Origin of the sequence: Paraburkholderia sp. Ac-20342 (assembly GCF_017104985.1) — a bacterium.
Taxonomy (GTDB): domain Bacteria; phylum Pseudomonadota; class Gammaproteobacteria; order Burkholderiales; family Burkholderiaceae; genus Paraburkholderia.
Map to the genome: position 1 here is coordinate 65,177 of NZ_JAAGPQ010000013.1, position 20,507 is coordinate 85,683.

The 20,507-nt window shown below is 64.9% G+C and carries 18 protein-coding genes; 11 read left to right on the top strand and 7 right to left on the bottom strand.

The window, feature by feature from the left end; translation table 11 throughout:
* Positions 1-138: 138 nt before the first annotated feature.
* From dxs to G3N58_RS07640, 3 genes are all read right to left on the bottom strand, one after another.
* Positions 139-2,046, bottom strand: coding sequence for a 1-deoxy-D-xylulose-5-phosphate synthase (gene dxs / locus G3N58_RS07630; RefSeq protein WP_167039210.1), 1,908 nt, complete (start codon positions 2,044-2,046; stop codon positions 139-141).
* Between the two features lie 87 nt (positions 2,047-2,133).
* Positions 2,134-3,015: a farnesyl diphosphate synthase gene (locus G3N58_RS07635; protein ID WP_205998872.1), complete on the bottom strand. Its 882-nt coding sequence runs from the start codon at positions 3,013-3,015 to the stop codon at positions 2,134-2,136.
* A complete protein-coding gene (locus tag G3N58_RS07640) occupies positions 3,012-3,317 on the bottom strand; it encodes an exodeoxyribonuclease VII small subunit (protein WP_167039207.1) in 306 nt (101 codons plus the stop codon). Before G3N58_RS07640 ends, G3N58_RS07635 begins: the two co-directional genes overlap by 4 nt.
* A 308-nt stretch (positions 3,318-3,625) precedes the next feature.
* On the opposite strand from G3N58_RS07640, the gene G3N58_RS07645 reads away from it, so the two are divergent.
* Positions 3,626-4,732, top strand: coding sequence for an aromatic ring-hydroxylating dioxygenase subunit alpha (locus G3N58_RS07645; RefSeq protein WP_205998873.1), 1,107 nt, complete (start codon positions 3,626-3,628; stop codon positions 4,730-4,732).
* Between the two features lie 161 nt (positions 4,733-4,893).
* Positions 4,894-5,763, top strand: a complete 870-nt coding sequence (locus G3N58_RS07650; protein ID WP_167039201.1) for a sulfurtransferase — start codon at positions 4,894-4,896, stop codon at positions 5,761-5,763.
* A 215-nt stretch (positions 5,764-5,978) separates the two neighbouring features.
* Here G3N58_RS07650 and G3N58_RS07655 read toward each other — a convergent pair whose 3' ends face one another.
* The 3 genes from G3N58_RS07655 to polA all read right to left on the bottom strand — a co-directional run bounded on the left by G3N58_RS07655 (position 5,979) and on the right by polA (position 11,216).
* The gene (locus tag G3N58_RS07655; RefSeq protein WP_205998874.1) at positions 5,979-6,851 is read right to left on the bottom strand and encodes a dienelactone hydrolase family protein; all 873 of its coding nucleotides are present in this window, start codon (positions 6,849-6,851) and stop codon (positions 5,979-5,981) included.
* Between the two features lie 102 nt (positions 6,852-6,953).
* Positions 6,954-8,309 (bottom strand): NAD(P)/FAD-dependent oxidoreductase, encoded by a 1,356-nt coding sequence (locus tag G3N58_RS07660; RefSeq protein WP_167039197.1) that lies wholly within the window; start codon positions 8,307-8,309, stop codon positions 6,954-6,956.
* 168 nt (positions 8,310-8,477) lie between these two features.
* Positions 8,478-11,216 carry a DNA polymerase I gene (gene polA, locus G3N58_RS07665; protein ID WP_205998875.1) on the bottom strand — a complete coding sequence of 913 codons (2,739 nt, stop codon included), beginning with the start codon at positions 11,214-11,216 and terminating at the stop codon, positions 8,478-8,480.
* Between the two features lies 1 nt (position 11,217).
* On the opposite strand from polA, the gene G3N58_RS07670 reads away from it, so the two are divergent.
* The 3 genes from G3N58_RS07670 to G3N58_RS07680 all read left to right on the top strand — a co-directional run bounded on the left by G3N58_RS07670 (position 11,218) and on the right by G3N58_RS07680 (position 13,287).
* Positions 11,218-11,961 carry a TIGR00730 family Rossman fold protein gene (locus G3N58_RS07670; RefSeq protein WP_167039193.1) on the top strand — a complete coding sequence of 248 codons (744 nt, stop codon included), beginning with the start codon at positions 11,218-11,220 and terminating at the stop codon, positions 11,959-11,961.
* A 229-nt stretch (positions 11,962-12,190) separates the two neighbouring features.
* The gene (locus G3N58_RS07675) at positions 12,191-12,760 is read left to right on the top strand and encodes a chromate transporter (protein ID WP_167039191.1); all 570 of its coding nucleotides are present in this window, start codon (positions 12,191-12,193) and stop codon (positions 12,758-12,760) included.
* Entirely contained in the window at positions 12,757-13,287 is a 531-nt protein-coding gene (locus G3N58_RS07680; RefSeq protein ID WP_167039189.1) for a chromate transporter, read from the top strand. The genes G3N58_RS07675 and G3N58_RS07680 overlap by 4 nt, the downstream gene beginning before the upstream one ends.
* 74 nt (positions 13,288-13,361) lie before the next feature.
* Here the strand turns inward: G3N58_RS07680 and G3N58_RS07685 are convergent, their stop codons facing one another.
* Positions 13,362-14,888, bottom strand: coding sequence for an AMP nucleosidase (locus G3N58_RS07685; RefSeq protein ID WP_167283651.1), 1,527 nt, complete (start codon positions 14,886-14,888; stop codon positions 13,362-13,364).
* Positions 14,889-15,065: 177 nt separating this feature from the next.
* Between G3N58_RS07685 and G3N58_RS07690 the strand changes: the two genes are divergently transcribed.
* From G3N58_RS07690 to G3N58_RS07715, 6 genes are all read left to right on the top strand, one after another.
* Complete coding sequence (locus tag G3N58_RS07690) at positions 15,066-15,461, top strand: hypothetical protein (RefSeq protein ID WP_167039187.1); 396 nt, start codon at positions 15,066-15,068, stop codon at positions 15,459-15,461.
* Between the two features lie 239 nt (positions 15,462-15,700).
* Positions 15,701-16,696 (top strand): homoserine kinase, encoded by a 996-nt coding sequence (locus G3N58_RS07695; protein WP_167039185.1) that lies wholly within the window; start codon positions 15,701-15,703, stop codon positions 16,694-16,696.
* Positions 16,687-17,493 (top strand): BPSS1780 family membrane protein, encoded by an 807-nt coding sequence (locus G3N58_RS07700; protein ID WP_167039183.1) that lies wholly within the window; start codon positions 16,687-16,689, stop codon positions 17,491-17,493. Before G3N58_RS07695 ends, G3N58_RS07700 begins: the two co-directional genes overlap by 10 nt.
* A gap of 203 nt (positions 17,494-17,696) precedes the next feature.
* On the top strand, positions 17,697-18,149 hold the full coding sequence (locus G3N58_RS07705) for a MarR family transcriptional regulator (RefSeq protein WP_167039181.1): 453 nt from the start codon (positions 17,697-17,699) through the stop codon (positions 18,147-18,149).
* Between the two features lie 181 nt (positions 18,150-18,330).
* A complete protein-coding gene (locus G3N58_RS07710; RefSeq protein WP_167039179.1) occupies positions 18,331-18,750 on the top strand; it encodes an organic hydroperoxide resistance protein in 420 nt (139 codons plus the stop codon).
* Positions 18,751-18,987: 237 nt separating this feature from the next.
* Positions 18,988-20,487, top strand: a complete 1,500-nt coding sequence (locus G3N58_RS07715) for a deoxyribodipyrimidine photo-lyase (protein WP_205988667.1) — start codon at positions 18,988-18,990, stop codon at positions 20,485-20,487.
* The last annotated feature ends 20 nt before the right edge of the window (positions 20,488-20,507 follow it).

Sequence of the window (20,507 nt, forward strand, 5' to 3'; positions counted from 1 at the left end):
GGATCAGCACGCGCAACGGCGAACGCCGGCTTCCGCCGGCGTTGGAAGACGGGCCGTTACGCCCGTCAGCTCAAACAGGAGATTGTCGCGGCCGCCGCCGCATGACGGCAGCGCAGCGGCCTGACGCGCGGCAGCGCTTTACGCGACGCGCTTCACCGACGACTGACCGCCGACCGTGCCGCTTGCGAGGAAACGCTCGCGGATCGACCGGGCGATGCCCGCGGCGTCGAGACCGCACGCGGCGAGCAGCTTGGCCGGGTCCCCGTGATCGATGAACTGGTCGGGGAGGCCCAATTGTAGTACGGGTCGCATAACCCCACTCTCGAGCAGGGCTTCGACGCAGGCCGAGCCCGCGCCGCCCATGATGCAGCCTTCTTCGACGGTGACGATCGCGTCGTGCGTTTCAGCCAGCTGGCGCACGAGCTCGGCGTCGAGCGGCTTCACGAAACGCATGTTCGCGACCGTGGCATCGAGTTGCTCGGCTGCCGCGAGCGACGGCGCGACCATCGTGCCGAACGCGAGAATCGCGATGCGCTTGCCGGCCGGCGCCGAGGTTTCGCGGCGCACTTCGCCCTTGCCGAGCGGCAGCGCGGCCATCTGCTTGACCGTTGCAACGCCGGTGCCCGCGCCGCGCGGATAGCGCACGGCCGTCGGATTCGGCTGCTGCAACGCCGTGTACAGCATCTGGCGGCATTCGTTTTCGTCCGACGGCGCCATCACGGTCATGTTCGGGATGCAGCGCATGAACGCGAGGTCGTAGGCGCCCGCGTGCGTGGCGCCGTCCGCGCCGACGAGACCCGCGCGGTCGATCGCGAACACGACCGGCAGGTTTTGCAGCGCGACGTCGTGGATCAGTTGGTCATACGCGCGTTGCAAGAACGTCGAGTAGATCGCGACGACCGGCTTCATGCCGTCCGCGGCGAGGCCGCCCGCGAACGTCACCGCATGCTGCTCGGCGATGCCGACGTCGAAGTAACGGTCCGGGAAGCGCCGTTCGAATTCGACGAGGCCCGAGCCCTCGCGCATCGCCGGGGTAATGCCGATCACACGCGAATCGAGCTCCGCGGCATCGCACAGCCATTCGCCGAACACCTGCGTGTAGGTCTTCTTCGACGGCGTCGCGGCCGGCTTGATGCCCTCGGCCGGGTTGAACTTGCCCGGGCCGTGGTACAGCACCGGATCGGCCTCGGCCAGCTTGTAGCCCTGGCCCTTCTTCGTGACGACGTGCAGGAATTGCGGACCGCGCAGTTCCTTGATGTTCTGCAGCGTCGGGATCAGCGAGTCGAGATCGTGGCCGTCGATCGGCCCGATGTAGTTGAAGCCGAACTCCTCGAACAGCGTGGCCGGCACGATCATGCCCTTCGCGTGCTCTTCGAGCTTGCGCGCGAGATCGAGCACCGGCGGCGCGACGCGCAGCACGCGTTCGACGCCCGCGCGCGCGGCCGCGTAGAAGCGGCCCGACATCAGGCGCGCGAGATGGCGATTGAGCGCGCCGACCGGCGGCGAGATCGACATGTCGTTGTCGTTGAGGATCACGAGTAGCGGCACGTCGTCTTCGACGCCCGCGTTGTTCATCGCCTCGAAGGCCATGCCGGCCGTCATCGCGCCGTCGCCGATCACGGCGATGCCCATGCGGTTGTCGCCCTGCAGCTTGCTCGCGACCGCCATGCCGAGCGCCGCCGAAATCGACGTGCTCGAATGCGCGGTGCCGAAGGTGTCGTATTCGGATTCGTCGCGTTTCGGGAAGCCAGAGATGCCGCCCAGTTGGCGCAGCGTGTGCATCTGCTCGCGGCGGCCGGTCAGGATCTTGTGCGGATAGGTCTGATGACCGACGTCCCAGACGATCCGGTCATGCGGCGTATCGAACACATAGTGCAGCGCGATGGTCAACTCGACCGTGCCGAGATTGGACGAAAGATGGCCGCCCGTCTGCGATACGCTGTCGAGCACAAAGGCACGCAACTCGTCTGCAAGCGGTTGCAATTGGCGGCGATCGAGGCGGCGCAGGGCCGCCGGGTCGTCGATGGTTTTCAGCAAGTCGTACATCGTCGTTCCATTGTAGGAAAACTTACGCGCCCGCACTTCATACATGCACCCCGGGGACAGAAGGTGCGCGGCGGCGGGCTTTCGCGTTTAGCTGACCCGGTTCACCACCAGGTCGGCCAATTCGGCAAGACGCTGCGCGCGCGCGCCGAACGGCGCGAGCGCGGCGTGGGCGTCGCTGCGCAGTTGCGCCGCAAGCGCGCGCGACGCGTCGAGCCCGATAATCGACACGTAGGTCGACTTGCCGAGCTTCGCGTCTTTGCCGGCGGTCTTGCCGAGCGTTGCGGAGTCGGTCGTGACATCGAGAATGTCGTCGACAACCTGAAACGCGAGGCCGATCGCGGCGGCGTAGGCGTCGAGCGACGCCAGAGCCTGCGCGTCCGGCGTTTCGCCGGCCAGCGCACCCATGCGCACGGCCGCGCGCAGCAGCGCGCCGGTCTTCATACGGTGCATCGTTTCGAGTTGCGGGCGCGCCAGCGTCAGGCCGGTGCTCGCCAGATCGATGGCCTGCCCGCCGCACATGCCGAGCGAGCCGCTCGCGAGCGCGAGTTCGCGCACGAGCGAGGCCTGCTGCGGCGGGGCCAGCACGTCGGAAGTGAGCGTGACGAATGCCTGCGATTGCAGCGCGTCGCCGACCAGCAGCGCGGTCGCTTCGTCGTATTTGACGTGAACCGTCGGCTTGCCGCGGCGCAATGCGTCGTCGTCCATGCACGGCATGTCGTCGTGCACGAGCGAATACACGTGGATCATTTCGAGCGCCGCTGCCGCCGCGTCGAGGCATTCGGCGTGCGCGCCGGTCAGCTCGCCGGCCGCGTGGCACAGGAGCGGCCGCACGCGCTTGCCGCCGCCGAGCACCGCATAGCGCATCGCCTCGTGCAGATTGGCGGATGTGGTCGTGTCAGCCGGCAGGTAATGTTCCAGCGCCGTTTCGACGCGTTCGAGCACCGAGCGCGTCCATTGTTCGAATGTCATAGATCGTCCCCGCTTTCAGCGGCTGTGCCTGCGGTATTCATGGGCAGTGGTTTCAGCGTTTCGCCGTCGAGCACGCGCACCTGCTGCTCGACCTTTTCGAGCTGCTGCTGGCAGAACGCGACAAGCGCGGCCCCGCGCCGGTAGGCAGCCAACGACTCCTCGAGACTCAGGCTGCCGCCTTCCATGCGCGCCACCAGCTCTTCCAGTTCGGCCTGCGCGGCCTCGTAGTTGCCGGGCAGCGGCGTGGTATCGCCGCTTTCGGCCGACGCGGCGGCAGTATCTTTCGATGCGGTCTTCGCCATGAATAGTCGCAAAATTAAAACAAGTCGGACATTCTACGGCAAAAGCGGCGTTTCCGATCCGCTCGCCCCCTTCGCCTCGCCGCCCTACCCCGCTTCGACCCTGCTTTGCAGCGGCTTCGAGCCTGAAGTCTCGCAGAAAAAAACCGCTGAATCTGCGGCGAAAATGCCGAACCAATCGGACATTTTTGACCCAAATCAGTCACTTAAGTGCCCCTGGCAGCGAGAAACGGGTATAATCTCCGGCTCCCTAAATCGAATCTTCGATGGTTGGGTTGTTCACTGCTTTCACGTCTTCATCGGGAGTGGGAATGTCCAATCTGAGCAATGCATTGCAGTTGCGGTCTGTTCACAGCCAGCTGCCAGTCACGGCTTACTTTGACGAAGCGCTTCTTACGCGCGAAATCGACACCCTTTTCAAGAAAGGTCCTCGCTACATCGGCCACGATCTCATGGTGCCCGAAGCGGGGGATTATTTTGCCTTGCCCAGCGAACGCGAGGGGCGGGTGCTCGTCCGCAACCAGCAGTCGCAGGTCGAACTGCTGTCGAACGTGTGCCGCCACCGCCAGGCCATCATGCTTAACGGCCGCGGCCAGACGCAGAACATCGTCTGTCCGCTGCATCGCTGGACGTACGACCTGAAGGGCGAGCTGCTCGGCGCGCCCCATTTCGCCGACAACCCGTGCCTGAACCTCGGCGCGACGCCGCTGCAGAACTGGCAGGGCCTGCTGTTCGAGGCACAGGGCCGCGACGTCGCGAAAGACCTTGCACGTCTCGGCACGAAGCGGCATTTCGACTTCTCGGGCTTCATGTTCGATCACGTCGAAGTCCACGAGTGCAACTACAACTGGAAGACCTTCATCGAGGTCTATCTGGAGGACTATCACGTCGCGCCGTTCCATCCGGGCCTCGGCAGCTTCGTCAATTGCGACGACCTGACGTGGGAGTTCGGCGACTGGTACAGCGTGCAGACGGTCGGCGTGCACAAGGATCTGGAGCAGCCGGGCAGCCCGACGTACCGCAAGTGGCACGACGAAGTGCTGCGCTTTCGCGGCGGCAACCCGCCCGAGTTCGGCGCGATCTGGATGGTGTACTACCCGGGCATCATGATCGAGTGGTATCCGCACGTGCTCGTGGTGTCGTGGCTGATTCCGCATGGTCCGCAGAAAACCACCAACGTGGTCGAATTCTATTACCCCGAGGAAATCGCGCTGTTCGAACGCGACTTCGTCGAAGCCGAGCGCGCCGCCTATATGGAAACGGCCCGCGAAGACGACGAGATCGCCGAGCGCATGGACGCCGGCCGCCGCGCGCTGATGGAACGCGGCGAATCGCAGGTGGGTCCGTATCAGAGCCCGATGGAAGACGGTATGCAGCACTTCCACGAGTTTCTGCGTCGCGAACTCGGCATGGTCTGATTCGCTGCAAGCAGCGCCACTCGTTGGCACAATGGGCAAGACAAGGAAAGACGGGCTGCGGCCCGTCTTTTTTTGTTTAGACTACCGACATAGACCGGCTCTCCGCCCGCTGCGCCCCACCACGCAACCGGAGCCACCATCGCACGTATCGAGGAAACGTCATGCCCCACACCCACTACACCACCCTGATCTCCGCGACCAATCTTGCCGAGCGGCTCGCCGCCGCGCCGGGCAGCGTGTTCGTGGTCGACTGCCGGTTCGACCTCGCCGATACCGAAGCGGGCGAGAAAGCGTATCTCGCCGGCCATCTGCCGGGCGCGCATTATCTGCATCTCGACCGCGATCTGTCCGGGCCGAAGACCGGCTCGAACGGCAGGCATCCGCTGCCGGACCGCGCACGGCTCGTCGAGACACTGGAATCGCGCGGACTCAAGCAGGGCCAGCAGGTCGTCGCGTATGACGCGCATGGCGGCATGTACGCCGCGCGCATCTGGTGGCTGCTACGCTGGCTCGGGCACGATGCGGTCGCGCTACTCGACGGCGGCCTGCAAGCCTGGCAGGCCGCGGGCCAACCGTTGACGCCGGACGTGCCGGCGCAGAACACCGGCGACTTCAGCGCGGCCGCGCCGCTCGCCGTAACTGTCGACGCGCAGACGGTCGAGCGTAACCTCGGCTCGAAGGAGCGCGTCGTGGTCGACGCGCGCGCGGCCGATCGTTATCGCGGCGAGAACGAAACGCTCGATCGCGTCGGCGGCCATATCCCCGGCGCGCTCAACCGCTTCTTCAAGGACAACCTCACCGCCGACGGCCGCTTCAAGCCGGCGCACACGCTGCGCGAGGAATTCCACGCGCTGCTCGGCGACACGCCGCCGGAACACGTGGTGCTGCAATGCGGCTCGGGCGTGACCGCCTGCGTGAACTCGCTCGCGATGGAAATCGCCGGCATGCATGGCTCCGCGCTATACGCAGGGTCGTGGAGCGAATGGAGTTCGGACCCGAAGCGGCCGGTCGCGACGGGGCCGAATCCTTGAGCTGAGCTTGCGGGCAAGCAAGCCGCGATGGGCGGGCGCAGCCACAGTGAGGCACGCGTTAGTCCAATGCATTAGCCCTGCCAGGAAAGCCGACTAAAAAGGCCATCGCCGTCTCAACGCGGCCATGGCCTTTTCCTTTTCGTCGGACGTATCGGATCAACGAGGCACGAGGACTGCGCCAACCCCGTCGTTACCGCCTGACAGCACCATGTGCCTCAAATCACCCCGTGCTGCTTGAACCACACGAGCGTGCGACGCCAGCCGTCCTCGGCATCGGCCTTCCTGTAGCTCGGCCGGTAATCGGCGAAAAACGCGTGGCCCGCGTCGTCATAGACGACGAACTGCGAACCGCGTCCCGCCTGCGGACCCTGCGCGATGGTCTGCTTCATCTGCGCGAGCGTGTCCTGCGGAATGCTCGGGTCCTGGCGCCCATACAAGCCGAGCACCGGCGCATGCAGATCGGCGACGAGATCGAGTGGATTGGCCGGCGTCATCGCATTCTTCGCACCGGTCACGCGGCCATACCAGGCGACGCCCGCCTTCACGCGCGGATTGTGCTCGGCATACAGCCACGCGATGCGCCCGCCCCAGCAGAAGCCGTTCACGCCAAGCCGCTTCAGGTCGCCGCCGTTCTCGCCGGCCCACGCGGCGGCCGCGTCGAGGTCGGCCAGCACCTGCTCGTCGGGCACCTTGCTGACCAGTTGCTCGTTGAGTTGCTGCATGCTCGTGTAGACGGTCGGATCGCCCTCGCGCTCGTACAGGTTCGGCGCGATCGCCAGATAGCCCTGTTTCGCGAAGCGCCGGCAAACGTCGGCGATATGCTCGTGCACGCCGAAGATCTCATGCACGACAAGGATCACCGGCAGATGCGTCTTGCCCAATGGCCGCGCGCGATAGGCCGGGATCAGCGTGCCTTGCGAATGAAACGCGACTTCGCCGGCTTCGAGGCCGTCGCTGTCGGTATGGATGGTTTGCGCCGAGACCGGCAGCACGGCCACCGCGAAACCACTGCCGAGCGCGGTCTTGATGAAGGTACGCCGGTTGAAGGGAACGTGCGGGACCAGGGCGTCGACTTCGGGTTTCAGCATGCGGCGCTCCTCGATGAAGGGTGGGAAGCAACAGGATACGCCCTGGGCGCATCCCGTTGCAGATTCGACTGAGGAGAACGTCCGCCCGCGTCGGGGCAGTCGTCAGTGCAGCTTGACGCGCGGCAGCGTGGTACGGCGCAGCCAATGCGCGAAGGTGTCGAGCACCATGCGCGGATAGCCGTGCAGCGCGGCGATGTGCAACCGGTACAGCGACATGTACATGAAGCGCGCGAACAGCCCCTCGATCAGCATGTTGCCGCCGATCACCCCGCCCATCAGATTGCCGACCGCGCTGAAGTGGCCGAGCGACACGAGCGAACCGAAATCGCGATAGGTGAATTCCGGCAGCGGATTGTTGTCGAGCCGCGCCGCCAGCGCCTTCAGCAAAAAGGCCGCCTGCTGATGCGCGGCCTGCGCGCGCGGCGGCACGTTGCGCTCGTTGCCGGGCCACTGGCAGGCGGCGCAATCGCCGAGCGCGAAGATGTTGTCGTCGATTTCGGTTTGCAGCGTGCGGCGCACGTTGAGCTGGCCGAGCCGGTTGACCGGTAGCCCGTCGAGCTGGCTCAGCACCGCCGGCGCCTTGATGCCCGCCGCCCACACGGTCAGATCGGCGCGCACGGTGTGCCCGCTCGCGGTGCGGATATAGCCGGGCGCGACCTCGGCCACCGTTTCGCCGATCATCAGCTTGACGCCGAGCTTGGTCAGCAATTCGGCGGTGGCCGTCGAAACGCGCTCCTGCAAGGCGGGCAGAATGCGCGGCCCGGCCTCGATCAGCACGATGCCGACGTCGTGCCGCGGATCGAGCTTGTGCAAGCCATACGCGGACAGCACCTGCGCCGTATTGCGCAACTCCGCCGACAACTCGACACCGGTCGCGCCGCCGCCGACGATCGCCACCTGGATGCGCGGCTCGCTCGACGTCGAGGTGCCGGGCCCCGGCCGCGACTCGACGGGCTCGTACGCCTGATGCTCGGCGCGCATGCACGCGGCGATCAGCCGCTTGCGGAAGCGCTCGGCTTGGCCGACGGTATCGAGTGCAAGGGAGAATTCGGCCGCGCCCTTCACGCCGAAGAAGGCCGTGGTACTGCCGATTGCAATGACCAGCGTGTCGTACTCGAGCTGGCGTTCAGGCAGCAGTTCGGCGCCGTCGTCGTCGAGCACGGTGCCGAGCGTGATGCGCCGGTTCGCGCGGTCGAGACCGGTCAGCTCGCCCTGCTGGAACTCGAAGCCGTGCCAGCGCGCCTGCGCCGCGTATTCGAGTTCCTGCGTGAACGGATCCATGCTGCCGGCCGCCACCTCGTGCAGCAGCGGCTTCCAGATATGCGTCGGATTGCGGTCGACCAGCGTGACCACGGCCCGCGCGCTGCTCCCTCTTTTGCCGGCGCCATAGCGATCACCCAGACGTGTCGCCAGTTCCAGTCCGCCCGCACCTCCGCCAACGACGATAAATCGATGCATTGCACTTCTCCGTGTAGCCGATGAATTATCTGTCGCGACGCTGCGCATGAATGCGCCGTCCTGACCCGATTGTCCTCGACCCTCACGGGATGCCACAAGTCGCCAAAACCCATGTGTGACATGCGCACGACGTTATCGCGCACTCATCGTACCTGTGTCACAGGCATGTCAATGCGCTTCCTCCCAGTTCAGGCCCGCGCCGACCTCGGCCACGAGCGGCACCTTCAGCGCGGCGACGCCGCACATCAGTTCGGGCAGACGTTTGCGGACCTCGGACAACTCGGCGTCAGGCACTTCGAGAATCAGTTCGTCGTGTACCTGCATAATCATGCGCGTGCCGATGTTCGAGTCTTCGATCCACTTCTGCACGGCGATCATCGACATCTTGATGAGGTCGGCGGCGGTGCCCTGCATCGGTGCATTGATCGCGGCACGCTCGGCCGCCTGGCGGCGCGGACCGTTGCCGCCGTTGATCTCGGGCAGCCACAGGCGGCGGCCGAACACGGTTTCGACGTAGCCCTTCGCCTTGGCGCTCGTGCGCGTCTCGTCCATGTAGCGCGCGACGCCCGGATAGCGCGCGAAGTAGCGGTCGATATACATCTTCGCCGCGTCGCGCGTGATGCCGAGGTTCGACGCGAGGCCGAACGCGCTCATGCCGTAGATCAGGCCGAAGTTGATGACCTTCGCGACGCGCCGCTGGTCGCTCGACACTTCGAGCGGCGTCACGCCGAAGATTTCCGAGGCGGTGGCGCGGTGAATGTCCTCACCCTGCGAAAACGCGCGCATCAGCGATTCGTCGCCGGAGATGTGCGCCATGATGCGTAATTCGATCTGCGAATAATCGGCGGACACGAGCTTGTGGCCCGGCGGCGCGATGAACGCCTCGCGGATGCGGCGGCCTTCGCCGGTCCGCACCGGAATATTCTGCAGGTTCGGATCGTTCGATGCGAGCCGCCCCGTCACCGCGACGGCCTGCGCATAGTTGGTGTGCACGCGGCCCGTTTGCGGGTTGACCATGCGCGGCAGCTTGTCGGTATAGGTCGACTTCAGCTTCGAGAGGCCGCGATGTTCGAGCAGGATCTTCGGCAGCGGATAGTCTTCAGCGAGCTTCTGCAACACTTCTTCGTCGGTGGACGGCGCGCCGCTCGGCGTCTTCTTGACCACCGGCAACTCGAGCTTCTCGAAGAAGATCTGGCCGATCTGCTTCGGCGAACCGAGGTTGAACTCGCCGCCCGCGAGTTCGTACGCCTCGCCTTCGAGTTCGATCAGCCGCGTGGCGATCTCGCTGCTTTGCTGGCGCAGCTTCTCCGCGTCGATCAGCACGCCCGTGCGCTCCATCTTGCGCAGCACGCGCGAGGTCGGCACCTCGATCTCGCGATACACGCGTTCGAGCGATTTATCGGCGGCGATCTGCGGATACATCGCCTGATGCAGACGCAAGGTGATGTCGGCGTCTTCGGCCGCGTATTCGGCGGCCTGCTCGAGCGCGACTTCGTCGAAGCCGATCTGCTGCGCGCCCTTGCCCGCGACCTCTTCGTACTTGATCGTCTTTACGCCGAGATGACGCAGCGCGAGGCTGTCCATGTCGTGCGTGCGATGCGATTCGAGCACGTACGATTCGAGCAGCGTGTCGTGCTCGACGCCGCGCATTTCGATGCCGTAGTTCGCGAGCACCTGTTCGTCGTACTTCAGATGCTGGCCGACCTTCTTGTGCTGCGCGCTTTCGAGCCACGGCTTGAGCTTCGCGAGCACTTCGTCGCGCGGCAGTTGCACGGGTGCGTCGGGCCCGCGATGCGCGAGCGGCACATAGGCCGCACTGCCCCCTTCGACCGAGAGCGACAGGCCGACGATCTGCGCGATCATCGGATCGAGCGAGGTGGTTTCGGTATCGAACGAAGTCAGTGCGGCCGCGTCGATTTTTTCGAGCCACGCGTCGAACTGCTCCCACGTCTGCACGGTGTCGTAGTGGCGCTCCTGATCCACCGCGAGCGCGGGCGGCGCGTCGGTTGCCGGCCCCTCTTCGGCGGCGGTTTCGACTTCGCGCAGCCACGTCTTGAAGCCGTGGCGCGTGAAGACGTCGCGCAATTCTTCGCGCGACTCGGGAAGGCTCGGCAAGCTTTCCTCGATCGACTCGAGATGGCCGGTGAGATCGCAATGACGCTCGACGGTCACGAGCTTGCGCGCCATCGGCAGGAAGTCGAGCGCGCGGCGCAGATTGTCGCCGACCGCGCCCTTGATCTCGCTCGCATGCTCGACGATGCCGTCGAGCGAGTCGTATTGCGTGAGCCACTTGACGGCCGTTTTCGGGCCGCACTTCTCGACGCCCGGCACGTTATCCACTGTGTCGCCGATCAGCGACAGATAGTCGACGATGCGCTCCGGCGGCACGCCGAACTTCGCAACCACGCCGTCGCGATCGAGCGTTTCGTTGGTCATCGTATTGACGAGCGTGACGCGCTCCGACACGAGTTGCGCGAGGTCTTTGTCGCCGGTCGAGACGATCACGTTCATGCCGAGCTTTTCCGCCGCGGTGGAAAGCGTGCCGATCACGTCGTCGGCCTCGACGCCTTCGATCATCAGCAGCGGCCAGCCGAGCGCGCGCACCGCGACGTGAATCGGCTCGATCTGGCGCGAGAGATCATCGGGCATCGACGGACGGTTCGCCTTGTAGTCGGGATACCAGTCGTCGCGAAACGTTTTGCCCTTGGCGTCGAACACGCACGCGCTATACTCTGCCGTGACTTCCTTGCGCATGCGCCGCAGCATGTTGATGATCCCGTAGAGCGCACCGGTCGGGCCACCATCGGGACCGCGCAGATCAGGCATCGCATGGTAGGCCCGGTACAGATAACTCGAACCGTCGACCAACAGCAGGGTCTTACCTTCAAGGCTTCGTTCTTCAGGCATTATGACTAAGAGAAAAGTGATTCCGAGTCTGCGATCGCTCGCAGATCAAGAGCGCGCAACGGCCAAAAAAGCCCGCGCATCGTGGCAGATGTTCACGATTATGGCAGAGTTTATCGAGGCGACCGAATACCTCTCGGAGATCCGCCCGGCAGTCAGCATCTACGGTTCGGCACGCCTCAAACCGAACTCGCCCTACTACAAACTCACCACGCAGATCGCCCGCAAACTGTCGGACGCAGGCTTCGCGGTGATCTCCGGCGGCGGCCCCGGCATCATGGAAGCGGCCAACAAGGGCGCACATGCGGGCAAGGCGCCGTCGGTCGGTCTGAACATCGAGTTGCCGCACGAGCAGTCGGGCAATCAATGGCAGGACATCTCGCTGCGCTTTCGCCACTTCTTCACGCGCAAGGTCACGTTCGTGAAGAACTCCGACGCGGTCATCGTAATGCCGGGCGGCTTCGGCACGCTCGACGAACTGGCCGAAGTACTCACGCTGATTCAAACCAAGAAGTCGCGCCACGTGCCGATCATCCTGGTCGGCGCCGAGTTCTGGGAAGGACTGCTCGGGTGGTTCAAGAGCTCGCTGATCCCGATGGGCCTCATCAATCCGACCGACATCGATCTGATGCAGGTGATCGACGATCCGGACCAGGTGCTCGAAGCGGTGCTGAAGTTCTACGAAGACCGCGAGGAAGGCGAGGCGCATCCGGCCAAGTCGGATGAGGACAGGATGTTCTATCTGTAATCGCGTGATGCCACGCGAATAGCCTGAGCCTTGCGCGTGAGATCACGCGCATCGCCACGCATCCTGCGGGCGGCCTTCGGGCCGCCCGCTTTCGTTTTGCAGGGCAGTTTGCGGCACGCTTACGGTTATAGGCGGCTCTCGCGCGCGAACGACTCGTTCGCGTAAAAATCGTTTTGCGGGCCGCCGGTTCGGCGCTAACCTGCTGAGCTTCTACTCGAAGCCTCGCGATATGAACCACGAACTCACCTCGTCCGAACCCGCGCTCGCGCCCACGCCGACATCGCGGGAAATCTTCGGCGGCTTTCTCGGCCTCGGGCTGATTTCATTCGGCGGCGCCCTGCCGCTCGCGCGCCGCGCGATCGTCGAACAGCGCCGCTGGCTCAGCGCCGACGAATTCACCGATCTGCTCGGCCTCTGTCAATTCCTGCCGGGCGGCAACGTCATCAATCTCGCGGTCGCGCTCGGCATGCGCTTTCGCGGCGTGCCCGGCGCGCTCGCGGGCCTGCTCGGACTCATCGCCGGGCCCTCGCTCGTCGTGATCGGACTCGGCGTGCTTTACGAGCACACGCAGAACGATCCGCACGTGCGCCATCTGTTCGCGGGACTCGCGGCCGCGGCCTCGGGATTGCTGATCGCGATGGCGATCAAGATCGTGCTGCCGTTGCGCAACCAGCCGCTGGCCGCGCTGATCGCGGTACTCGGCTTCATCGCGATTGCGATCCTGCGCGTTCCGCTTCTGCCGACAATGCTCGTGCTCACGCCGATCAGCATCTATCTCGCAGCGAGGAACGCACGATGAACGACACGCTCGTTTCTCTCGCCATCATCTTCAGCCAGCTTTCGCTGCTCGCGTTCGGCGGCGGCAATACGATTCTTCCGGAAATGCAGCGGCAGGTGGTCGAGGTGCATCACTGGATGCCGGCCAGCGAATTCAGCGCGCTGTTCGCGCTGGCGCAGGCCGCGCCGGGGCCGAACCTGATGATCGTGACGCTGATCGGCTGGCATGTGGCCGGCTGGGCCGGCATGCTCGTGACGTCGATCGCGAAGTTCGGACCGTCGTCGCTCGTAACGGTCCTCGCGCTACATGCGTGGGATCGCTTCAAGGACCGCCCGTGGCGGCGCTATGCGCAACTCGGGCTCGTGCCGGTGACGGCCGGCATCGTCGCGGCCAGCGCGGCGCTGATCGCGAAAGCATCGAACCCGAACGCGATCGCATGGGCCATCACCGCGTTCACCGCCGTGCTGGCGACGAAGACGCGCATTCATCCGCTCTGGCTGCTGGCGGCCGGCAGCCTGATCGGGCTGACCGGCTTCGGGCAGGTGTGATGGCAGATGCGATGCGAGGCTGAGGCAACGCTAACGCAGCGCGAGCGGGCCGACGCAACCCGCTCGCCCTTGGCCTACTGAAACGCCACCTCGGCGAAACTGCGCAGCTTGCGGCTATGCAGGCGGTGCAGCCCGTTCGTGCGCAAGATCTCCATCGCCATCACGCCGATCTGCAAATGCTGATCGACCTGCGCGCGATAGAACTGATCTGCCATGCCGGGCAGCTTCAGTTCGCCATGCAAGGGCTTGTCCGAGACGCACAACAAGGTGCCGTAAGGCACGCGGAAGCGGAAGCCGTTCGCGGCGATCGTCGCGCTTTCCATGTCGAGCGCGATCGCGCGGCTCTGCGACAGCCGCTGCACCGGCTCGCGATGATCGCGCAGTTCCCAGTTGCGGTTGTCGACGCTCGCCACCGTGCCCGTGCGCATCACGCGCTTCAACTCGACGCCGTCGAGCTGCGTAACCTGCGCGACCGCGCGCTCGAGCGCGACCTGCACTTCGGCAAGCGCCGGGATCGGCACCCATAGCGGCAGATCGGCATCGAGCACATGGTCTTCGCGCACATAGCCGTGCGCGAGCACGTAGTCGCCGAGACGCTGCGTGTTGCGCAGACCCGCGCAGTGGCCGAGCATGATCCACGCATGCGGACGCAGCACCGCGATGTGATCGGTAATGGTCTTCGCATTCGACGGCCCGACCCCGATGTTGACCATCGTGATGCCGCTGCCGTCCGCGCGCTTCAGGTGATACGCGGGCATCTGCGGCAGACGCGGCGGCGGCGCGCCTTCCTGCGCCTGCTCGCCGAGATTCTCGTTATAGGTAATCACGTCGCCGGGCTCGACGAACGACGTGTATTCGCTGCGATGGGCGCGCAGTTGCTCGTCGTCGGTACGGGCCATCATCGTGCGGCCTAACTTGACGAACTCGTCGATATAGAACTGGTAGTTCGTGTACAGCACGTAGTTCTGCACGTGCGTCGGCGAGGTCGCCGTGTAGTGCTTCAGCCGATGCAGCGAGAAGTCGACGCGCGCCGCCGTGAAAAGCGCGAGCGGATGCGGCTCGCCCGGCATCGGCTCGTACGTGCCGTTGACGATGCGGTCGTCGAGCAGCGCGAGGTCCGGCGTGTCGAAGATGTCGCGCATCAGGAACAGACGCTCTCGGTCCAGATCGCCTTCGAGGTGAATGCCCTCGGCGAACGCGAAGTGAATCGGAATCGGCTGGTCCGACACGCCGACCTCGATCTGCACATGATGGTTCTTCGCGAGCAGGCGCAACTGCTCGCGATAGTAGTCGCCGAACAGATCGGGACGCGTGACCGTCGTCTCGAACACGCCCGGCCCGGCGACGAAGCCGTACGAGCGGCGCGAATCGACGTGCGTGTTGACCTCGGTGCGCACGCGCACGAACGGATAGCACGCGCGCACGCGGCGCTCGAACAGTTCGTTGCGGCGATAACGCGCGAACGCATCGCGCAGAAACGACGTGTTCGCCTCGTAGATCGCGGCGAGGCGGGTGACGGCCTCGGCCGCGTCGTCGAAGCCTTCGGTCGGGAAGCTGTTGGCGGGCGTCTGCAGCGCGCGCTGATTGATATCGTTGTTCATCATCGTTCACCCCTATTGATGAGACGACATTACCACGGAACACGCGCGCGCCACATGGCCTCGCGGCGTTCCCGGCACGGTTCGCGCGCGGCGCGCGAAAGCGGCGCAAAATAAGGCTTCGCGACCGTACGCGAGGCCGGATTTGCTAGAATCGGCGCATCCCATCGGAGAATCACCATGAAGCCGCTCCTTCCCGTCGCCGTTGCGCTGGCCCTCGCCTTCGGCAACGCCGCGATGGCTGCCCAGCCCGTCGACGAACCGCCGCCCGCCGACGCGCCCCAGTCCGCCAATGAACGGGCCGGTCTGCCCGACCTGGACAAGATCAACCGTCCGGGCGCCGAGGTCAGCTCGAAGGTCGACATCAACGTTCCGCGCACGCCGAGCTTCCACGAAGTCAGCCCGAACGGCACCGAAATTACCGAATACCGCGACAAAGGCAAGCCGGTCGAAATCAACGTGCACTCGAATTTCGGCACGCGCTATCAGATGAGCGCGCCGCTCGACACCTCGCCCACTGTCCACGACAGCGGCCGTCCGAGTACGCGCTTGCCTTCGGTGAATCTGCACTATTGAGCCGATGCGCGTGGGCGCGGCTGTCGTGGGCCGCCGCGCCTGATTCCGGTGGCTGGCGGGTTGCTCCGGCGCTACATGTGGCAATGCGCCCGTCGCGCTTGTCCTGTTTGCCGGCGAGTCCAGCCGGAATCGCCCGCGTCCCGCCGCATCGTTCGACACCGTATTCGCAACATCCATTCGCCACACTTCGCACTGGCCGCATCGCGCCAGCCCGAGCAACCTGATCCGACGTTTCCCGCATGGCTGTCTTCACCGCTGTCAACGAATCCCAACTCGCAGAATGGATGCGTCACTACGATCTCGGCGATGTCGTCGAGCTTCGCGGCATCTCGTCCGGTATTGAAAACAGCAACTTCTTCCTGACGACGACGCGCGGCGAATACGTGCTGACGATTTTCGAAAAGCTGACCGCCGAGCAGTTGCCCTTCTATCTGGACCTGATGCGCCACCTCGCCGCGCACCGCGTGCCGGTGCCGGACCCGATGCCGCGCCTCGACGGCGCGCTGTTCGGCATGCTGCTCGGCAAGCCCGCGACCATCGTGACGAAGCTCGAAGGCAAGCCGGAACTCGCGCCGGGCGTCGAGCACTGCGTCGAAGTCGGGCAGATGCTCGCGCGCATGCACCTCGCGGGCCGCGACTATCCGCGCTATCAGCCGAATCTGCGCAGCCTGCCGTGGTGGCGCGAGACCGTGCCGACCATCCTGCCGTTTCTCGAAGGCGAGCCGCGCGAGTTGCTGGCGTCCGAGCTCGCGCATCAGGAAGCGTTCTTCGCCTCGGCCGATTACGCGGCGCTGCCCGCAGGCCCGTGCCATGCCGACCTGTTCCGCGACAATGCGATGTTCGCGCATGCGGCGCCCGATACGGGCCACGAAGTGCGGCTCGGCGGCTTCTTCGACTTCTATTTCGCCGGTTGCGACAAGTGGCTGTTCGACGTCGCGGTGACCGTCAACGACTGGTGCGTCGACCTCGCGACCGGCAAGCTCGACGCCGCGCGCACCGAAGCGCTGTTGCGCGCGTACCAGACGGTGCGGCCGTTCACCGCCGAGGAAAACCGCCACTGGGGCGACATGCTGCGAGCGGGTGCGTACCGTTTCTGGGTCTCGCGCCTGTATGATTTTCACCTGCCGCGCGCGGCCGAGCTGCTCAAGCCGCACGATCCCGGCCATTTCGAACGCATTCTGCGCGAACGCCTCGCCGGCGTCGCGCATCCAGGCATCCCTACCTCATGCAACTGATCGAAGTCCCCGCGAAAACCGGCTATGTATGGTTCCGGCAAGGTATCTGGCTGTTCCGTAAGAATCCGCTCGCGTTCCTGACGCTGTTCTTCACCTATGTGCTGGTGATGACGCTCGTTTCGCAGATTCCGGTGATCGGCGGCGTGTTGCCGCTGCTGTTCATTCCCGGCGTCGCGGTCGGCTTCATGGCCGCGTGCCGCAACACGATCGCGGGCAAGCCGGTGTTCCCGACCATCCTCGTGGATGGCTTTCATTCGTACGGCCCGGTGGTCGCGCGGCGGCTGCTCGTGCTCGGCGCGCTGTATGTCGTCGCGATGGCGCTCGTGCTGGCCGGCTCCGCGCTCGCCGACGGCGGCATGCTGCTGAAGGTGATGCTCGGCGGCGCGCAGCTGGATCAGGACGCGATCGTCAACAGCAACATCCCGCTCGCGGTGCTCACGGCGCTCGCGTTCTATGTGCCGGTTGCGATGCTGTTCTGGTTCTCGCCGATTCTCGCCGCCTGGCACGACGTGCCGCCCGTCAAGGCGATGTTCTTCAGCGTCGTCAGTTGCTGGCGCAATCGCGGTGCTTTCGTCGTGTTCGTGGCGCTGTGGTTCGCGGTCGCGACGCTGGTGTCGTTCGGTCTGTCCGCGGTGATGCAGGCGCTCGGCGCCGCCGACTTCGCGTTCGCGGTCCTGATGCCCGCGACGATGATCGTCACGACCATGCTGTACTGCTCGTTCTACGCGACCTACCGCGGCTGCTTCGGCGTGCAGACACCGCAAACGCCGGATCTGCCGACCAAACCGGCGGCCTGATCGACCGCTTGCATGCGGGCGTCGTCGGGATGCCCGCGTTTTCTTCGCGCGGCTTTCCTTCGCTTTCCTGCTTTAGCGGCCGCCTTTCGCGCTACCCGCCGCTCCCCGCCCGTGCCTCTGCCTGTGCTCACCGGCCCGCATCGATTTGCGGCACAATGGTTTGCGTGCAATTCATTCGTACGCTCTTTCAGCCGAGATGCACCATGACACAGCGCCCCATCCTGCCTTTCACGCTCGACGAGCAACTCTGCTTCGCGCTCTACTCGACCTCGCTTGCGATGACGAAAGCGTACAAGCCGCTGCTCGACAAGCTCGGACTCACGTATCCGCAATATCTGGCCATGCTCGTGCTATGGGAAGCCGACGACGTCGCGGTCAAGGACATGGCCGCGCGCCTGAATCTCGATCCGGCCACCGTCACACCGCTGCTCAAGCGCCTCGAAGCGCAAGGCCTCGTCGAGCGCGTGCGCGGCGTCGACGATGAACGCATCGTCTATATCCGCCTCAGCAGCGCGGGCAAGGCGCTCAAGCGCCAAGCACGCGAGGTGCCTGCCGAAATTCTCTGCGCGACCCAGCAGACGCCGGACTTTCTGCTGCGTCTGCGCGACGACCTGACGCGCTTGCGCACGACGCTCAACGATTACATGGACCAGTAGTGCAATCACAGCAAAAGACTTGTTCCGGTATCCACTCAAATTTAATTTGCACACAAATCATTTGTGTACTATCTTAACGACATGCCGCTTCGTAACTACCTCGCAACCACCCGGCCGGACCGGAAAGCAACACGAAGCGGCAAGCATGCAAACCCTGACAACCCAGCTAAGGAGCAGCACCATGAACATCCTCTACAAGGCAAGCGCAACGAGCACCGGTGGCCGCGACGGCCGCGCAGTATCGTCGGACAATGCATTGGACGTGAAGCTGGCAGCACCGCGTGAACTGGGCGGCAACGGCGCAGCGGGCACGAACCCCGAACAACTCTTCGCAGCCGGCTACTCGGCCTGTTTCCTGAGCGCGATGAAGTTCGTCGCCGGCCAGCGCAAGCAGGCGTTGCCGGCCGACACGCAGGTCTCGGCCGAGGTCGGCATCGGCCCGAACGACAAGGGCGGCTTCGCGCTCGACATCGATCTGCGAATCTCGCTGCCCGGCCTCGCCGCGGATGCGGCGCAGGAACTGGTCGATGCCGCGCACCAGGTCTGCCCGTACTCGAACGCCACGCGCAACAACGTCGCGGTGCGTCTGCACGTCGCTTAAGCTGGGTTCGCCGCTGCGTTAGTCGTTGCGCGTTGCGGCGGCCTTTGCTCATGGCAGCATAGGCGATGGTGCTGATAAGCACGCCGCCAATGAGCGCCGCCGGCGCAACACCCTCGCGCGCTCGCGAACAGAGCCCGCCCCTGCACAATAGGGGCGGGCGCTGACGCATTGGGCGCACGGGGCACGCAATCTGCTGCACTGGCTTTCGAGCCCCCTTCATTCCGACCGACGCGCTCGATGACACTTGCCCGCCGCCTGAACGACATCTTCGATACCGGCCTCGTCTGGTTCCGCCGCGACCTGCGCAGCACGGACCACGCGGCGCTGTACTACGCGCTCAAGCATTGCGAGCGCGTCTGGTGCGTATTCGTGTTCGACACGACGATCCTGCAACCGTTGATCGACGCGTGGCAGGCGCGCCATCCGGGCGAGCGGGCTCCGGATCGTCGTATCGACTTCATTCTCGAGTCATTGCGCGAGCTTGGCGACGCGTTGCGCGCACACGGCGGCGGTCTCGTCGTGCTGTACGGCGATCCGGCCGAGCAGGTGCCGAAGCTCGCCGCGGAACTGCGCGTCGATGCCGTATTCGCGAATCACGACTACGAACCGGTCGCGCTCGAACGCGACGAAACCGTGCGCGTGCGCCTCGCGCAAGCGGGGCGTCGGTGGCTAACGTTCAAGGATCAGGTGATTTTCGAGCGCGACGAACTGCTGACCGGCCAGCACAAACCGTTCACGGTATTCACGCCGTACAGGAACGCGTGGCTCAAACAACTCGATGCATTCGACCTGAAGCCCTACCCCGTGGAAACCTACGCGAAGCATCTCGCGGCGCTGCCGCGCAAGCTCGACCGGCAATTACCCACGCTCGACCAGCTCGGTTTCGCGCCGAGCAATCTGGCAGACCTGAAGCTGCCTGCCGGCATGAGCGGCGCCCGGCATTTGCTCGACGACTTCCTGACGCGCATCGACAGCTATGCCGAGCGGCGCGATTTTCCCGCCGCGAAGGGGCCGAGCTATCTGTCAGTGCATCTGCGCTTCGGCACGGTGTCGATCCGCACGCTCGCGCGGCTCGCCTACGAAACGTCGCTACAGCCCGACGGACAAGGCGCGGCGACGTGGCTCTCCGAACTGATCTGGCGCGATTTCTATTTCATGATCCTCGCGCATCATCCGCGCCTCGCAAAGGGCGCCTCGTTCAAGCCGGAATACGAGCAGTTGCGCTGGGAACAAGGCCCCGCAGCCGACGCCGCATTCGCCGCGTGGTGCGACGGCCGCACCGGCTATCCGCTCGTCGACGCGGCCATGCTGCAACTGAACCGCACCGGCTACATGCACAACCGCTTGCGAATGGTGACGGCGAGTTTCCTCACGAAGGATCTCGGCGTGGACTGGCGCCGCGGCGAACGCTATTTCGCCGATCGGCTCAACGACTTCGATTTCTCCGCGAACAATGGCGGCTGGCAGTGGGCGGCATCAACGGGCTGCGACGCGCAGCCGTACTTCCGCATCTTCAACCCGGTCACGCAATCCGAAAAATTCGACCCGGACGGGCGCTTTATCCAACGCTATCTCCCGCAGCTTACGAAGCTGCCGGCAAAATGGATTCACGCGCCGTGGCTGGCGGGCGCGGAACGGCTGGCGGAATTCGGCGTGGTGCTGGGCGGGAATTATCCCGAGCCGATCGTCGATCATGCGCAGGCGCGCCTGCGTACACTGGCCCGTTTCGGCAAGTGAGTGCCCGCTTACATCATTGA

Excerpts from the sequence above, each read along its gene's own strand:
- dxs (WP_167039210.1), bottom strand. The coding sequence starts at position 2,046 with ATGTACGACTTGCTGAAAACCATCGACGACCCGGCGGCCCTGCGCCGC.
- G3N58_RS07635 (WP_205998872.1), bottom strand. The coding sequence starts at position 3,015 with ATGACATTCGAACAATGGACGCGCTCGGTGCTCGAACGCGTCGAAACG.
- G3N58_RS07640 (WP_167039207.1), bottom strand. The coding sequence starts at position 3,317 with ATGGCGAAGACCGCATCGAAAGATACTGCCGCCGCGTCGGCCGAAAGC.
- G3N58_RS07645 (WP_205998873.1), top strand. The coding sequence starts at position 3,626 with ATGTCCAATCTGAGCAATGCATTGCAGTTGCGGTCTGTTCACAGCCAG.
- G3N58_RS07650 (WP_167039201.1), top strand. The coding sequence starts at position 4,894 with ATGCCCCACACCCACTACACCACCCTGATCTCCGCGACCAATCTTGCC.
- G3N58_RS07655 (WP_205998874.1), bottom strand. The coding sequence starts at position 6,851 with ATGCTGAAACCCGAAGTCGACGCCCTGGTCCCGCACGTTCCCTTCAAC.
- G3N58_RS07660 (WP_167039197.1), bottom strand. The coding sequence starts at position 8,309 with ATGCATCGATTTATCGTCGTTGGCGGAGGTGCGGGCGGACTGGAACTG.
- polA (WP_205998875.1), bottom strand. The coding sequence starts at position 11,216 with ATGCCTGAAGAACGAAGCCTTGAAGGTAAGACCCTGCTGTTGGTCGAC.
- G3N58_RS07670 (WP_167039193.1), top strand. The coding sequence starts at position 11,218 with ATGACTAAGAGAAAAGTGATTCCGAGTCTGCGATCGCTCGCAGATCAA.
- G3N58_RS07675 (WP_167039191.1), top strand. The coding sequence starts at position 12,191 with ATGAACCACGAACTCACCTCGTCCGAACCCGCGCTCGCGCCCACGCCG.
- G3N58_RS07680 (WP_167039189.1), top strand. The coding sequence starts at position 12,757 with ATGAACGACACGCTCGTTTCTCTCGCCATCATCTTCAGCCAGCTTTCG.
- G3N58_RS07685 (WP_167283651.1), bottom strand. The coding sequence starts at position 14,888 with ATGAACAACGATATCAATCAGCGCGCGCTGCAGACGCCCGCCAACAGC.
- G3N58_RS07690 (WP_167039187.1), top strand. The coding sequence starts at position 15,066 with ATGAAGCCGCTCCTTCCCGTCGCCGTTGCGCTGGCCCTCGCCTTCGGC.
- G3N58_RS07695 (WP_167039185.1), top strand. The coding sequence starts at position 15,701 with ATGGCTGTCTTCACCGCTGTCAACGAATCCCAACTCGCAGAATGGATG.
- G3N58_RS07700 (WP_167039183.1), top strand. The coding sequence starts at position 16,687 with ATGCAACTGATCGAAGTCCCCGCGAAAACCGGCTATGTATGGTTCCGG.
- G3N58_RS07705 (WP_167039181.1), top strand. The coding sequence starts at position 17,697 with ATGACACAGCGCCCCATCCTGCCTTTCACGCTCGACGAGCAACTCTGC.
- G3N58_RS07710 (WP_167039179.1), top strand. The coding sequence starts at position 18,331 with ATGAACATCCTCTACAAGGCAAGCGCAACGAGCACCGGTGGCCGCGAC.
- G3N58_RS07715 (WP_205988667.1), top strand. The coding sequence starts at position 18,988 with ATGACACTTGCCCGCCGCCTGAACGACATCTTCGATACCGGCCTCGTC.